The following is a 15,318-nucleotide window of genomic DNA, read 5'->3' as shown; positions in this document are numbered from 1 at the left end:
CCCAGCCGGCTCCTGTCCCGAGCAGCGCGCCGCCGCTCCCTTGACATGGGAATTCTCCTTCCCGGCAAGGTGACCGATCGTCCTTGCAGGAGCCTTGTCGTGCCCGGTGGACCGCTTGCGGCCCAGGACCTGGCCGATGGGAGGGCCGCGGCCGCACGCGAGACGTCACATGCGCGGAACAAGCGGGGCCAGGTGACCTGCAAGCGCGGCTGGCACCATCCGTGACGGACATTCCCCGGCCGTGCCTGGGGAGGGCACGGCTTTTAGCGATGGAGTCACCCCCTTTGCACCGATTATTCAATCGTGCCTCCGCCCGGCGGATCGCGCACCCCCTGATCGCCGTGGTGCTGGGCTCGCTCGCGACGCCCTTACCCGTGCTGGCCGCGTCTCAGGACGCGACCACGGCGAGTACGGCGCGCCCGATCGAGCTCATGCACCTGGCCGACATGAACACTTCCGACGGCAAGCTCGGCAAGATCAACAACAAGGGACAGATCGTCGGGCAGGTCCCGAACCCCGATTCCCCCCTCGGCAGGTACCCCAAAACCGTCCTGTTCTCTCGTGAAGCCGACCCGTTCACGGATCTTCACGCGATCATCGGCGGTGACTACCTCGTAAGCTCCCCCCGCGACATCAACAACGAAGGCGCGGTGATCGTCGGAACCAGCGATACGAGTGCCAGCTTCCTCGTCAAGAACGGCACGGCCACCCGCCTGCCCTGGGATCCTGCGGGGACGGCCATCAACGACCGCGGGCAGATCGCGGGCTCGATGGGAGTGTGGAGCCCCGACGGCTCCATTCTGAAGCTCCAGGCGTTCAAGCACCAGTACATGGAGCCCAGCGCGATGACCAATGGCGGGACGGTCGTCGGTTTCGCCGACATCGACTCCGGCCCCCTCATCGACTGGCGCGCCTTCCGCACCAGGCCGGGCGAACCGCTCAACCTGAGCCGGGACCTGCTGATCTTCGGCAACGCCGAGACCCGGGCCATGGACGTCAACGACCATGACGAGGTCGCCGGCTACGTGGACAGGGCGGGCCCGGACATCGAAGACATCCCCGTCATCTGGGATGAAGAAGGCGAAGCCCAGGAACAGGACGTGCCGCACGGCGGCCGGGTGTACGCGATCAACAACGACGGCGTCGGCGTGGGAGTGATGTTCGACGCCCACGCCGCGCCCCGGGCCGCCATGTACGTGAACGGCGTCGCCACCGACCTGACCAACCTGGTGCGCGCGGCCGGCAAGGACGTCTACCTCAAATACGCCTCAGGCATCAACGACCTCGGCCAGATCGCCGTCGTCGGCCGGTACGGCACCTCGGTCGCCGACCATGTCTTCCTGCTCGACCTGGGCGTCGACGCGCCCCGCCTGGAGTCGTTCACGCTCGAGACGCAGCGGTACCCGTCCACGGACTGGCGCCCGGTACCGGACATCGGGGGCAGCACGGTCGAGGGCAACAAGGTCCGCATATCCATGACGGTGAGGAACCACAGCACCACCCATCCGGTGCGCGGCTACATCCGGCTGGCCGACAACAAGTCCAAGAAGCCCATCGTCACCGGTGAGATCCAGGTGGACCTCGCCCCAGGACAGACCAAGACGATCCGCGAGATCTGGGACACCACCGGCTGGGCCTGGGACAACAAATCGGACCCGCTGTCGGACCGTGGCCCTGGCGCGATCCTCTACGTCGCGGGCAACCCGGTGGACGGCCTCGCGAACCGCATCTCCATCGTGCCCAAGCCCGTGGTGGCGGTGCACGGCTTCCGCAGCGACGCGCAGGACACCTGGGGCGAGTTCGACGAGATCATGAAGGAGCTGGGCCACCCGGACGGCAACGTGTTCGCCGTCGGCGACGGCCAGGCGGAGGGCCGGATGGACACCGGCGAGAAGTGGAACCCGCTCCACGAGAGCTACACCATGGCGCAGAACGTCGACGAACTGGCGACATACATCGAGGACGTGCGCAAGAAGACGGGCGCGTTCCACATCAACCTGGTGGCCCATTCGATGGGCACGCTGATCTCGCGGCAGTACATCCAGGAGCGGATGCCGAGCACGCCGGACAACAAGCCGGCGGTGACCCGTCTGATCGCCATGGGCGCGCCGAACGCGGGCAGCCCGTGCGCGGACATGGTGGTGGAGCGGTCGATCACGGAGGAGCTGTCCCCCTGGTTCCCCGCCGTGATCGAGAACACTACGGAGTGGGTGAACGGCGACGGGGAGCACAAGGGGTTCAACGGCCGGATCACGAACCTGAAGGGCGTGCGGGCCTCCAACCTCGTCGGCGACTCGTGGCTGGTGCCGTGCACCACGGCGAACTACCCGCTGCCGTTCATGGGCGACGGCGTCGTCCCGTGGTGGAGCGCGTTGCACCTGCTTCCCGGGTGGGGCGATCACCCCATCACCTCCACGCTGCACTCGTACATGACGTTCTCCGACGACGACTTCGTGCGTTACGTCAGGCCGCGGCTGGTGTCGCTGGTGGTCGGCGCCCCGCCCGTCACGGGCCTGACGGACAAGCAGGCAGTGCAGGACGAGAAGACGGCGGCCGTCACCGGCGGCTCGTTGTCGATGTTCGGCGCGCCGACGGTGTCCGTGGAGCCGGGGAAGACCGCGAGCGTGCCGTTGCAGGTGCCGCGGGGATCGGCGTTCGGCGTCACCGGAGTGCTCCCCGAGACGGTGGGGTTGTCGCTGCGGGATCCGTCGGGGAAGGTCGCGGCCTCGTACGCGGCGGGCAGTGACGCGGCCAAGCAGCAGTACCAGGGGCTGAGCGTCGCCGATCCGCAGGAGGGCGCGTGGACGCTGGAGGTGACCAGCACGGCCGCGCAGGCGGTGCGGGCCGACCTGACCGCGTGGGTCACCGGCAACCCGGTGCAGGTGGTGGCCAAGGCCGCGGCGGCCGAGGACGGCAGGGTCATGGTGACGGCCAAGGTCACCGACGACGGGCAGCCGGTCACCGGGGCGCCGGTGCGGGCGTGGCTGGCCGGGGTCGAGCACCGTCAGACGCTCCTGGCCGTGACGCTGAAGGACGACGGCGCCAGCGATGACGGCGCCGCCGGCGACGGCGTCTACGGCGCGCGCACCGACGTCCTCGCCGACGACCAGTACTACGTCGTGGCCAAGGCGGAGACCGCCAAGGGCGTGCGCACCGACCGCGACGTCGTGGAGGTGGCCAAGCCGGACCTGCGGGAGTTCGCGCTGACGTTGTCGGCGGGGCCGGGCGGTTCCGTCGCGGCGGCGCCGGCGCGGGAGGCGTACCGGGCGGGGACGACGGTGAAGGTGACCGCCACCCCGGACGCGGGACGCGTACCGATCGGGTGGGTGGTCGACGGTCAGAAGCGGGGCCCCGGCCCGCTGACGGTGACCATGGACGGCCCGCACACGGTGAAGGCGCTGTTCGGTACCTTCAAGGTGACCGAGCTCGGCACGCTGCCGGGCGGCGACGTGTCGAAGACCTACGCGGAGCGGCTGAACGACCGCGGCCAGGTCGCGGCCACGGCCATGGGCAAGGACGGCAAGCGGCACGCGGTGCGCTGGCAGGACGGCGCGCTCACCGAGCTGACCGGCCTGACCTGCGCCGACGGCGCGGTGAAATGCGAGACGGGCGCCTTCGACATCAACCGGGCCGGCGAGGTGTCCGGCTGGTCCGTGGGGTCGGCGAACGGCTCCAACGCCCAGCACGCGGTCGTCTGGCGCGCCGACGGCTCCGTCACCGACTTGCGGCGGGGCGACGGCACGAAGTGGCCCGCCGCCACCGGGCTGAACGACAACGGCCAGGTGGTCGGCGACGCGGGCAGGCTCGAGTACACGATCTGGGATCGGGGCGCCGCCGACGCGTTGCCCGCCGAGTTCGTCCCGGGCGTCAGCTATGACAATGACTGGCACCAGAACCAGCCCCTGCGGATCAACGACAGCGGCGCGATCGCGGGCGGCCACGCGCTCGGTAAGGACGCCAACGGCCTGCCCACGGACACGGGCCCGGCGATCTACGCCAACGGCATGCTCACCAAGCTGCCAGGCGGACCGGTCGCCGGGTGCGCGCAGACGGCCGGCCGGGCCTCCGACGTCAACGCGCACGGCCTCGTGGTCGGCACGCTGCGGTGCGGCCGCTACGAGCAGCAGACGCCGAAACGCGCCTATGCGTGGCAGGGCGGCGAGCCGGCCGATCTGGGCGAGGGCGACGCGACCGCGGTCAACGACGACGGCCTGATCGTCGGTTTCGAGCAGGGGCCGAACCTCAGCCGGCACAAGCGTCCTGTGATGTGGGTGGACGGCACGAAGTACCCGCTGACGGGTGTGTTGTCGCGGCCGTGGTGCCCGGAGGACGCCGCGAAGACGACCCAGCCGTGCGTCGGCGCTTGGAAGGTGCAGGACGTCAACTCCTCGGGCCAGATCCTGGTGTGGGGTTACGTGCGCGACCGCGCGGCCGACGGCGACGGCTTCGTCCAGCGGGACCGCTCGTACCTGCTGACCCCGGCCGAGGCGCTGGCGGATCTGCAGGTCACCGCGGAGGTCTCGGCCGCCGAGCCCGGGCCGGGCTCGAAGGTGACCTGGACGGCCACGGTGACCAACAAGGGCGACGACCCGGCCACCGACGTCCGGCTGGACGTGCTGATCCCCCGGACGGTGACCGGCGCGGCCTGTGACACCTGGCGGGGCGTCTGCGCGCCGATCAAGGATGGGTTCCGCAACACGGTCAAGGTGCTGGAGCCCGGCTGGTCGGCCACGGTCGAGGTGACCGCCGCCGTCCCGGCGGGCACCCCGGACGGGACCGGGCTGAAGGCCGGCGTCCATGGCTACAGCACGGAGGTGGCCGACCCGAAGACCGGCGACAACGCGGCGGAGGTGACCGCGACGGTGCGCCCGCTGCTCGATCGTCCCGCGCTCAACTGGCCGGATCCGGTGAAGGTCGGCGAGGTCAGCCCGCCGTACGCGGTGAAGCTCACCAACCGGCTCAACGAGCCGATCCCGCTGAAGGTGATCGCGGTCACCGGTCCGTTCACCCAGGCCAACGCCTGCCCGGTGGAGCTGGCGGTCGGCGCGGTCTGCACGGTGGAGGTGCGGTTCGCCCCCACGCAGGAGGGCCCGGCGACCGGGGCGCTGACGTTCACCACCGCCGACGGCGGGCAGCCGGCCTACACGGTGCCGCTGACCGGCCAGGGCGCCAAACCCAGCAGCTCCCCGATGGTCCAGGCGCCGGCCGCGCCCGTGCGGGGCGAGGTGGGCAAGCCGTTCACCCTGGAGGTGGCCTTCACCGACGCCGACGCGGCCGACAGCCACACCGCCCGGGTCGCGTGGGGAGACGGACCGCCGGTGGACGCCCAGGTGATCGCGGGGCCGGGTGGCGGCACCGTGAAGGCGACGCGGACGTTCACGGCCCCGCGCACCGGCACCGCCCTGGTGATCGTCACCGACGGCGCGGGCAACACCGGATCGGCCGGGGTGCCGTACGTGATCGGCGAGGCGGCGCAGAACACCGCGCCGGTGCTGGACGCCGGGCACGACGCCCAGGTGCGGGTCGGCCAGAAGCTGCAGCGGCACGTCTTCTTCACCGACCCGGACTCCACCTCATGGACGGCCACCGTCGACTACGGCGACGGGGCGGGGCCGCGGCCGGTGACCCCCGACGCGGACCTGCGGATCTGGCTGGACCAGCCGGGGTGGGCCGCCCCCGGCGCCTACCCCGTCACCGTGAAGGTGACCGACGACGGCGGTCTGGCGGCCACGGCCGCCTTCCAGGTCACCGTGGTGCCCGCGGACCACGCGGCGCCGACGGTGACGCTGCGCTCGCCTGCCAACGTGGTCGAGGCCGGGGCCGAATGGGTCGGGATGGGTTCCTTCAGCGATCCCGGCTCCACCTCCTGGACCTACACGGCCGACTACGGCGACGGGGCGGGGCCGCAGCCGCTGGCCCTGACCGCCGGCCAGTTGAAGCTCCAGCACACGTTCGGCGCGGCGGGCGATCACACGGTCGTGCTCACGGTCACCGACGAGGGCGGGGCGTCGGGCAGCGCCCGCTTCACCGTCCACGTCACCGACGCCGCCCCCCAGGTGACGCTGAAGGCGCCGGCGGTGGCGAAGGTCGTGCGGGTGGGCGAGGCGGTGCCGTTCGGCGCGTCGTTCAGCGGCGCGGGCGACATCCGCACCGCGGTCTGGACGATCGGCGGCCGGCCGGTCGCCGGGGCGGTGTCCGGACATCGGGGCAAGGGCACCGTCACCGGGTCGCACGTGTTCACCAAGGCGGGGCGGTACCCGATCTCGGTGACCGTGACCGGCGACCGCGGCGTCGCGGCCACGGCCTCCACGGTGGCGGGCGAGCAGGCGTACGTGCTGGTCTACGACCCGGACTCGGCGCTGGTCGGCGCCGGTCAGGCCGTCGCCCCCGCCGGGGCGTGCAAGCTGGACGCCGGGTGCGCCGGGCAGAAGGGCGAGGCGACCCTGGACGTGACCGCCCGCTACCGCGGCAAGGCGGCCACGCCCACCGGCGGGCTGCGTTACACCGCCCCCGGGTTCGACCTCCGCGCCGCCTCCGCCGCGGTGCTGGCCGTCAACGGGGACACCGCGATCCTGCGCGGCGCAGGAAAGGTCAACAAGACCGTCGACGTCGTCTTCGAGATCACCACGGTCGACTCGGGCACGCACGACAAGCTGACGGTCAAGGTCTGGAAGAAGAACGGAGAGCTCGTCTACGACACCGGCGTAGAACCGGCGCAGGTGAGCGGCACCATCCGCGTCAGCGGCTGAGACCGGCGTCCGGAGATCCCGCCCGTTCACCGGACGGGCGGGATCTCCCCCTTCGAGAATCAGGAGAATCATGGCCACTGACCCGTTTTCGTTTCCCGTCCCCGGTGAGCCCATCCCCCGGACCCTCGCCCGCCTGCGCGAGCTCGGCCCGGTCGTGCCCATCGAGCTTCCCGGCGGCGTCCGCATCTGGGCGGTGACCAGCCAGGCGGCGATCCTCGAACTCCTCGTCAACGACAACAAGCTGTTCAGCCGCGCCCCCAGGCACTGGGCGGCGCTGCACGACGGGACCATCCCCCCTGGCTGGATGTTGCGCCCGCTGGTCGAAGGAGAGCACCTCCAGGTCCTGGACGGCGCGGACCACCGCCGGCTGCGCGGCCTGATCTCGCGGGCGTTCACCCCCGCACGGGTCGAGGCGCTCGCCCCGCGGATCGAGAAGATCGCGGCCGGGCTGCTCGACGAGGTGGTCGCCGCCGGCGACGGGGTGGACCTGGTGTCCGCCTTCACCGCGCCGCTGCCGATCGCGGTCATCAGCGAGCTGTTCGGCGTTCCCGCGGAACAGCGGCCGCTAATCCGGGAGTGCACCCAGGTGCTGGTCGCCCAGGCCGGAGACGGTGCGCTGACCGCGGCGGCCGACCGTCGGCTGCGTGCGTGCCTGAACGAGCTCGTCGAGCGGAAACGTGCCGACCCGGGTGACGACCTCACCTCCGAGCTGGTGCGCGTCCACGACGGCGGCGACCGGCTGACCGGCTCCGAGCTGCTGGCCATCCTCTGGCTGATGCTCATCGCCGGGCAGGAGTCGACCGTGCACCTGCTCGGGAACGCCGTCATGGCCCTGAGCGCCCACCCCGGCCAGCGCGCGCTCGCGATCGAGAAGGGGCTGTGGCCGCAGGTGGTGGAGGAGACCCTGCGCAGCCGCCCCTCCATCGCCACCTCCCCGTTCCGGTACGCGGTGACGGACGTGACCCTCGCCGGGGTGCCCGTCCGGGCCGGCGACGCGTTCCTGCTGTGTTACGGGGAGGCCGCGACGGACACCGCGGAACACGGTGAAGGGGCAGACCGGTTCGACATCACCCGCGAGCCGGCGCCCCACCTGGCGTTCGGCCACGGCCCGCACTTCTGCGTCGGGGCGCCGCTCGCGCGGCTGGAGGGGGCGATCGCCCTGTCCGCGCTCTACGGGCGGCTGCCCGATCTGCGCCTGGCGGTCGACCCCGAGGACGTGCCCTGCTCGCCGTCCTTCATCACCTACGGCCCGCTGACCCTGCCGGTGAACCTGGGCCTCACCCGGCGGGTTTAGGCCTCACCCGGCGGGTTCAGGACGACGCGACGCCGTGCGGGCCGGGCGGCCGGTCCCGTCCAGCAGGTCGAGGATCGGCCGCTCGTAGAGGGCGGCCGACGACCTGCGGACGAAGGCGAGCGCCGCCCGGAGGTGGGCGCCGGCCGCCGCGTGATCGCCGCGGGCGAGCGCCAGCCGGCCGAGGCACAGGTCGGTCACCGACCAGCCGAGCAACCGGCCCGCATGCGGCAGGAGCCGGTCGTACAACGCCATGGCCTGGGCTGCGACCGGGGCGCCCTCCCCGGACTGCGGCGGCCCTTCCGACCGCCCCGGGCCATCCGAGTGCGCCAGGCTCGCCGGTGTGGCCAGGCGGAGGCACGTCTCGCTCAGCAGGTCCGGGATGAACCGGTACGCCAGGTCGCCCTCGATGCCCGCGAAGCCGTCACGCGCGAGCCCGGCGAAGACGTCCGCGGCCTCGTCGCGTTTGCCCAGGTCGAGCAGGGCGGCGCAGCGCAGCACCAGCCATCCGGCCTGGCCGGGCCGGACCTCCAGGGCCTGCTCGGCGAGGGACAGCGCCTCCGCCGCCTCGCCCCGCAGGCGCGCGGCGAGGCAGTGGAACAGCCGCACCCGCACCGCACCGTCGTCGCGGCCCAGCACCCCCTCGGGGTGGACCCGCGCGGACTCCTCCGCCTCCGCGAGCGCCCGGTCGAGATCGCCGCCCAGGTACGCGCGCGTGGCCGACAACCACGCGGTGATGCTGAGCAGCGCAGGCTGCCTGATCCGTCGGGCCGTCTCCGCCAGCCACGCCAGGAGGGGGTCGGCGAGCGCCGTCTCGCCCTCCTTGACCAGCTCGAAGTACTCGGCCTCCCGCGCCAGCCACTCGGCGACCAGGTCGCCCGTCCTGCGGGCCACCTCGAGCATCTCGTCGATCGCCGCCTGCCGTTCGGCGTGCGTGGCCGCCCCGCGCGAGACCATCTCGTACGCGCTCAGCCCGCGCAGCAGCGACCTGTCGTCCCCGCGCCGACGCGCGTGCCGCACGGCCTCGGCCGCGAGGGCGACGCTCTCCCCGACGGGGCGGGCGAAGAAGCCGTTGACGGCGGAGGCCGCGAGGAGCTGGGAGCGCCACGGCGAGTCCGCGCCCTCGTGCGCGCGCAGGGCCCGTTCGATCCGGCCGGTCAGAGCGCCTCCCCCGGCCCATTCCTCGTACATGCCCCAGGCGAGCGGATCGGAGAAGCCGAGGGCGGCACGGGCGAGGCGCTCGTCGTCGCCGAGATCGTCCGCGATCTCGGCTGCCCGCCGCAGGGACAGGTGGACCTGGGCGCTCAACCCGGCCGCCGACTGCGCCTCCGCCAGCTCCATCAGCAGATCGCAGGTTAGCTCGCGGTCGGCCGACGGGAGTTGTCCGGCCGGCGTCAGGGCCTGCCGCAGGTGCTCGACCGCGTCCTCGTAGGCGAACTGGGCGACGGCGTGCGCGGCCGCCCGCCTGGCGTACTCGATGGCCTTGGCCGTCATGCCGGCGATGACCAGGCCCTCACGGTAGTGATAGGCCAGCTCGGCGACGTGCGTGCCACGGCGTTCGAGCGCGGCTGCGATCCGTGCGTGCAGGCGGCGCCTGCGCAGCGGGGCGAGCCCGTCGCGCAGGACGTCCCTGACGATGTCGTGGGCGAAGCGGTAGACGAGGTCGCGCTCGGTCAACAGGCGCGCCTGCACGGCGGCGTCGAGCACCTCGAGCACCTCGTCGCGCGGCCCGTCCACCACGTCCAGCAGCACGTCGAGCTGCGCGTCGCGGCCCAGCAGCGCCGCGGCCGACAACACGTCGGCGGCTCCCGGCGGCATCGCGGCCAGGCGTCCGCGCAGCACGTCGGCGACGGCGGCCGGGGCCTCGTCCCCCAGGTGGACGACCTCGCCGAGGAAGAAGGGGTTGCCGCCGGTCAGCCTGGCGACCTCCGCCGCCCGGGCGGCGTCCGCGCCCGCCCTGCGCAGGTACTGGGCGATGGGCTCCGTGCCGAGGCCGTCCAGCATGATCCGTTCGACGTGCGGGAGCCGGACGAGCGTGGCGAGGGTGCGGGCGAGCGGGTCGCCGACCTCGGTGTCGCGGTAGGTGGCGATGACGGTGAGCTGGGGGCACGACCGGGTGGTGGCGAGGAGCTCCAGCAGGCGCAGAGAGGACGCGTCGGCCCACTGGAGGTCGTCGAGGATCACCAGGACCGGGCCGCTGTGGGCGACGAGCCGGACGAACGCGTCGTAGAGCGCGAACTCCCCCGTCGCCCCCACCATCTCCGCCAGCTCCCCGTGCCGCCCGCTGAGCTGCCTGACGACCTGGGTCCACGGCCAGAACGGCGGTGCTCCCGTGCCGTACCAGCAGCGGCCGGACACCACGCGGGCGGCGTGCCGCGCCGCGTCCTCGGCGAGGCTCGTCTTGCCGATGCCGGGCTCGCCCGCCACCAGCACCACGCGGTGCCCGTCCGCCACGATGGCCCGCCGGAGCAGCTCGGACTCGGCGCCACGCCCGACGAGCCCCGGCTCCTGCCCCAAGCCCTTTCCGGAACCCTGCCCCGAGCCCCGCTCGGAGTCTCGCCCGAAATCCTGCGCGAAGTCCTGCCCGAAGCCCCGCTCGATGTCCTGCTCCGGGATCCGCGGGCCCAGGTCGAGGGGCGGGTCGCCGGAGGGCCGTTCGCCGGGCGAGGCCGCGTCCCGCAGGGCGGCCAAGGCCCGGTCCCGCCACCACGCGAGCCCGCTCCGCCCCGCCGACCCGGCCAGCGCCTCAAGGTGCCGGACGGCCGCAGGATGGTCGCCCAGGGCGGTGGCGAGCAGCGCGAGGTACCAGTCGACGGGCCCCATGCAGAAGCTCGCCCACACCGCGGCGACCCGCCCGGAGTACGGCAGCAGCGCCGCATAGCTCACCCGGCAGGCCGCCACGTCGCCGACGGCGGCCCACGCCGCGGCCTGGAGGCAGGTCGCGGCCAGCCAGGAGAAGTCCGGCGGCGGCGCCGGCCGGCCGTCTGCGGCCAGCGCGCGGGCCTCCTCCCGCCGGTCCAGTGCGCACAGGTGCAGCACCCTGAGGTCGTGGCCGGCGCTCGGATGCGGGCTGTCCGCCAGGTCGGCCGGGAGCTCCGCCTCCGCCAGGGTGCCCCGGTGGTAGTGCGCCAGCAGGCGACCGAAGGTGACCGCCCGGTCCGCGTGCCACACCCCGATGCGGGCCGCCTGGCGTTCGACGTCGTCGTACAACGCCTCGGCGGCGCCGAACCGGCCGGCCAGGGTGAGCCGGTTGATCCGCCACAGCGTGTGCTGGAAGCGCGGCCAGGGCAGGGACAACCGTTCGAGCATGGCGTCGCACCGGGCGGCGGCCGCGTCCGCGCCGGGCAGGTCGGACAGCTCCAGCCGGTGGTGCGCGGACATCATCTGAGCGAGCAGCTCGAAGCCCGGCGTGCGGGTGCGCAGGGCCAGCTCGTGCATCTCCTCGGCGAGTTCGAGCAGCTCGGGGATGTGCAGCGGTTGCGGCAACGCCAGGTGCCTGGCGTTGAGCACGCGCATCAGCAGGTGCGGGTCGTCCAGCCGGCGCGCCATCGCGACGGCCTCGGCGGACAGGGCGCCGCCGCGCGGGTCGTCAGCGGGCAGCTCGTGCGCCATCGCGCCCAGGAGCAGGGCGCGCTCCGACCGGTCACCTTCGGGCAGCGCCCGCAGCGCTGCCTCGAACCTGTCGACCAGCCGCAGCTCCACCGTGCCGTAGGGGTCGCGTGGCGTCCAGATCGCCGGGGCGTCCAGCGCGGTGAGCGCGTGGGCGGTCAGCTCGGGGCTCGCGCCGGTGCGCTCGGCGGCACGCACCGCCCTGGCGCGGGCCTCGCGCGCGCCGATCGGGTCGCCGGCCTCCAGCAGCGCGGAGACCTGCCGCAGGAGCAGCTCCACGTACTCGGCGGGATCACCCGCGCAGGCGCCGTGCGCGGCCACCGCGCGGCCCCACCAGGCGGCGGCGTCCTCGTAGGCCATGAGCAGGCCCGCCTGCTCGGCGGCGGCGCGCGCCCAGCGCGCGGCCTCGGCGTACGCGGCGGGGCCCGCCTCGACGGCGTGATGCGCGATGACGGAGACGTCCACGCCCGGCCTGCGGGACAGGGAGGTCATCACCGCCTGGTGGATCGTCACCCTGCGCAGCGGCGGGATGCCCTGGACGATGGTCTCCCTGACCAGGTCGTGAGCGAAGGCCATGGTGGCCCCGCCGGAGACGACCAGCCCGGCCTGCGCGGCCCGGTCCAGCGCGTCGTACACCTCGGCCGGGCCCGGCTCGGACGCCTGGCACACCTCGGCGACGACGCCGGGGTCGAAGTGCCTGCCGAGCAGCGCGGCGACGCCCAGGACCTCGCTGACCCGCGCGCCGAGCCTGCCCAGCCACCAGCGGATCAGGACGGTCACCGCCTGTGGAACAGCCTCCATCTCGCGCCCCTGGGCCAGCAGCCGCGCGCTCTCCCGCACGAAGAAGGGGTTGCCGCCGGTCCGCTCACACAGGCGCGCGGCGGCGGGCTCGTCCACCTTGGCGCCCATGGCGGCGGCGATCGCGCGTACGTCGTCCGCCCCCAGGCCGGTCAGCCGGATGCGCAGCACGTCGTGGCGGGCGAGCTGCCCCAGCACGTCGTTCAACGACAGGTGGTGCCCCGCCGCCTCGGGGAACGCCGTCTCCCTGAACGCCATGACGATCGTCAGCGGGACGTTCGCCGTCTCGCCCGCCGCCGGCACGGCGACGTCCCTGAGCAGTTCGAGCGACGCGGGGTCGGCCGCGTGCAGGTCGTCGAGGACGATCGCCAGCGGCTGGGTCCGCGCGGTCGCGGCGAGCCAGCGGGCGATGGCGTGATTGCGGTCGAGCAACGCCGCCGCGGTGACGTCTTCGGGCTTGTCGTCGTCGAGGAGACCGGCCAGCGCCCGGCGGTCCGGCGGCGCGGAGACCTCCTCCAGCGCCCGGAGGATCTGCAACCACGGCATCAGCGCCGGCGCGCCCTCCCCGTGGTGGCAGCTCCCCCACAACACCACGTAGCCGAGGTTGGCGCAGTGGTCACGGAACGCCTCCAGCAGGCAGGTCTTGCCGATGCCCGGCTCGCCGGTCACCGCCGCGAGCGTCACGCCCTCCCGGCCCGCGCGCACGGGGAGCGTCTTCAGCTCCGCGAGCTGCCGCTCCCTGCCGACCAGGAGCCGCCGCGGCGCGGGCGCCCGCGCCGCGGCGGCGGGCGAGGGCGGGACGGTCAGCGACTCCGCGTGCCGGAGGATGTCGTGCTCCAGCGCCCGCAGCTCGGGGCCCGGGTCGAGGCCGAGCTGGTCGGCGAGCAGATCCCTGGCGCGGCGGAGCGCGGCGAGCGCGTCGCCCTGCCGCCCGGTGCGGTACAGGGCCAGGGCCAGCAGGCTCCACAACCGTTCGCGCAGGGGGTTGGCGGCCGACTCGACCTCCAGGTCGAGGATGACCGCCTGCGGGCGGTCGAGATCCAGCAGGGCCTGCGCGCGGCGTTCGATCGCGACCAGGCGTAACTCCCGTAGGCGGTTGGCGTCGGCGACGGCCCACGGCGCGTCGGACGAGGCGCCGTACGGCTCGCCGCGCCAGAGCCGCAGCGCCTCGTTGACGGAGGCGAGCGCCTTGCCCGGCGGGGCGGACTCGGCGCCGGCGATGAGCTCGGTGAACCTGATCGCGTCCACGTTCCTGGTGGCGAGCAGGTAGCCGGGCGGGCGCCCGACGAGCAGCCGGGGAGGGGTGCGGGGGTCGCGGCCCGGCTCGATGACCCGGCGCAGGTTCGACATGTACGACTGCAGGCTGGCCAGGGCGCTGGCCGGGGGCGATCCGGCGTACAGGTCGTCGATCAGCGTGTCGGCGGACACGAGCGCCCCGCCGGCGAGGAGCAGCCTGGCCAGGACGGTGCGGGGGCGGGGGCCGCCGAGGTCGAGCTGGACTCCTTCGTCGTCGTAGGCCTCCAGCGGGCCGAGAATCCGGAATTCCACCCCTACCACCTACGATCCCGACAGCCCGCTCCGAAGATCACCGGCCGTCCGGAATACGGTCAGCCGGACCCCTCCCATCCTCAATGTTCTATTTGTAGCAGTTGACGGCGGCGGCTGTTACTGAGTTCGTGGGCGTGATGTCGTGGAGGGATGACAGGTGGTAGCCGTCGCGGTACGCCTGTCTTATGAGATATCCGCAAGGTGGCGCCTGACCGCTGAACGGCGGGCATTTCGCGAGCGCATCCGACTGGAGGCCGCCACGATGTTCGCCGGTGGGCAGGACGACGGGGTCGTGGCGGAACGGCTACGAGTCGGCGTGCGCTCGGTGCAACGGTGGCGCCGCTCCTGGCAGGACGGCGGCCGACAGGCCCTGGGCTCGAAGGGGCCGGCCTCCAGGCCCAAGCTGAGCCGGCCCCTGTTTGCCGCGCTGGAACAGGAGTTGACTCAAGGGCCGGTCGCGCACGGCCGGCTGGAGCAGACCTGGACCCTGGCGAGGATCAAGTTGCTCATCGGGCACCGCTTCCACAAGACCCTCACGCTGTCGACCATCGCTCAGATGCTGCGACGCAACGGGTGGAGCCATCAGGTCCCGGCCAAACGGGCACTGGAGCGAGACGAGGACGCGGTCACCGGCTGGGTGAAGGAGACCTGGTCGCAGGTGGAAGCGCCGCGGCGACGCTCGGGGCCTGGATCGTCGTCGAAGACGAGGCCGGCTTCTCGATGACGCCGCCCACTTGCCGTACCTGGGCCCGGCGTGGGCACACCCCCGTGATCCGATTCCGAGGACGCTCCCGGCGCCGGTTCTCGATCGCTGCCCTGACCTGCTACAAACAGGGTGAACGCGCACGTCTGACCTTCCGGCCCAGACGGCATGCGGATCACCAGCGCGGTGGCCGGCGCAGCTTCACCTGGACCGACTACCGCGACCTGCTGATCGTTGCCCATCGGCAGCTCAGCGGCCCGATCGTGCTGGTGTGGGACAACGTGAACGTGCACGTGGACGCCCGGCTGCGTGTCTTCATCGATGTTCGCGACTGGATCACCTCCTACCAACTGCCGTACTACGCACCCGACCTCAAAGGCGGTCGAGGGCATCTGGTCACTGGTACGGCGCGCAGGCCAGTGCAATACCGCCTTCACCGACCCCGACCACCTGATACGCGTCTTACGCCGCAGTCTCCGCGAGATCCAGTACCCGCGGCGACGTCATCGATGGATGCCTCACCGCGACCGGACTCGCGCTGACGACATCACGCCCACGAACTCAGTAACTGTTCCGTAAGGGGATCCCCCACCGGAACACCGAGCGATCAGACTGGACGC

At 72.9% G+C, this 15,318-nt stretch carries 5 protein-coding genes; 4 read left to right on the top strand and 1 reads right to left on the bottom strand.

Annotated features, from left to right (window positions below; genetic code table 11):
* Nucleotides 1–284 precede the first annotated feature (284 nt).
* Both J2S55_RS35855 and J2S55_RS35850 read left to right on the top strand, forming a co-directional pair.
* Entirely contained in the window at nt 285–6,749 is a 6,465-nt protein-coding gene (locus J2S55_RS35855) for a PKD domain-containing protein (RefSeq protein ID WP_306870165.1), read from the top strand.
* Between the two features lie 70 nt (nt 6,750–6,819).
* Nucleotides 6,820–8,043 (top strand): cytochrome P450 family protein, encoded by a 1,224-nt coding sequence (locus tag J2S55_RS35850; RefSeq protein ID WP_306870163.1) that lies wholly within the window; start codon nt 6,820–6,822, stop codon nt 8,041–8,043.
* Between the two features lie 3 nt (nt 8,044–8,046).
* On the opposite strand, the gene J2S55_RS35845 is transcribed toward J2S55_RS35850, so the two are convergent.
* Nucleotides 8,047–13,995, bottom strand: coding sequence for an ATP-binding protein (locus tag J2S55_RS35845; protein ID WP_306870161.1), 5,949 nt, complete (start codon nt 13,993–13,995; stop codon nt 8,047–8,049).
* Between the two features lie 157 nt (nt 13,996–14,152).
* Here J2S55_RS35845 and J2S55_RS35840 point away from each other — a divergent pair, with 157 nt between their 5' ends.
* A complete protein-coding gene (locus tag J2S55_RS35840; protein WP_306870158.1) occupies nt 14,153–14,719 on the top strand; it encodes a helix-turn-helix domain-containing protein in 567 nt (188 codons plus the stop codon).
* The gene (locus tag J2S55_RS35835; protein WP_306870155.1) at nt 14,716–15,240 is read left to right on the top strand and encodes a transposase; all 525 of its coding nucleotides are present in this window, start codon (nt 14,716–14,718) and stop codon (nt 15,238–15,240) included. Before J2S55_RS35840 ends, J2S55_RS35835 begins: the two co-directional genes overlap by 4 nt.
* Nucleotides 15,241–15,318 lie beyond the last annotated feature (78 nt).

The sequence above is a fragment of the Streptosporangium brasiliense genome, assembly GCF_030811595.1.
GTDB classification, from domain to species: domain Bacteria; phylum Actinomycetota; class Actinomycetes; order Streptosporangiales; family Streptosporangiaceae; genus Streptosporangium; species Streptosporangium brasiliense.
This window is presented reverse-complemented; position numbering and strand designations above follow the sequence as displayed.

Bases quoted from the DNA above. Each gene is read 5' to 3' on its own strand.
- J2S55_RS35850 (WP_306870163.1), top strand. From the start codon at position 6,820: ATGGCCACTGACCCGTTTTCGTTTCCCGTCCCCGGTGAGCCCATCCCC.
- J2S55_RS35835 (WP_306870155.1), top strand. From the start codon at position 14,716: ATGACGCCGCCCACTTGCCGTACCTGGGCCCGGCGTGGGCACACCCCC.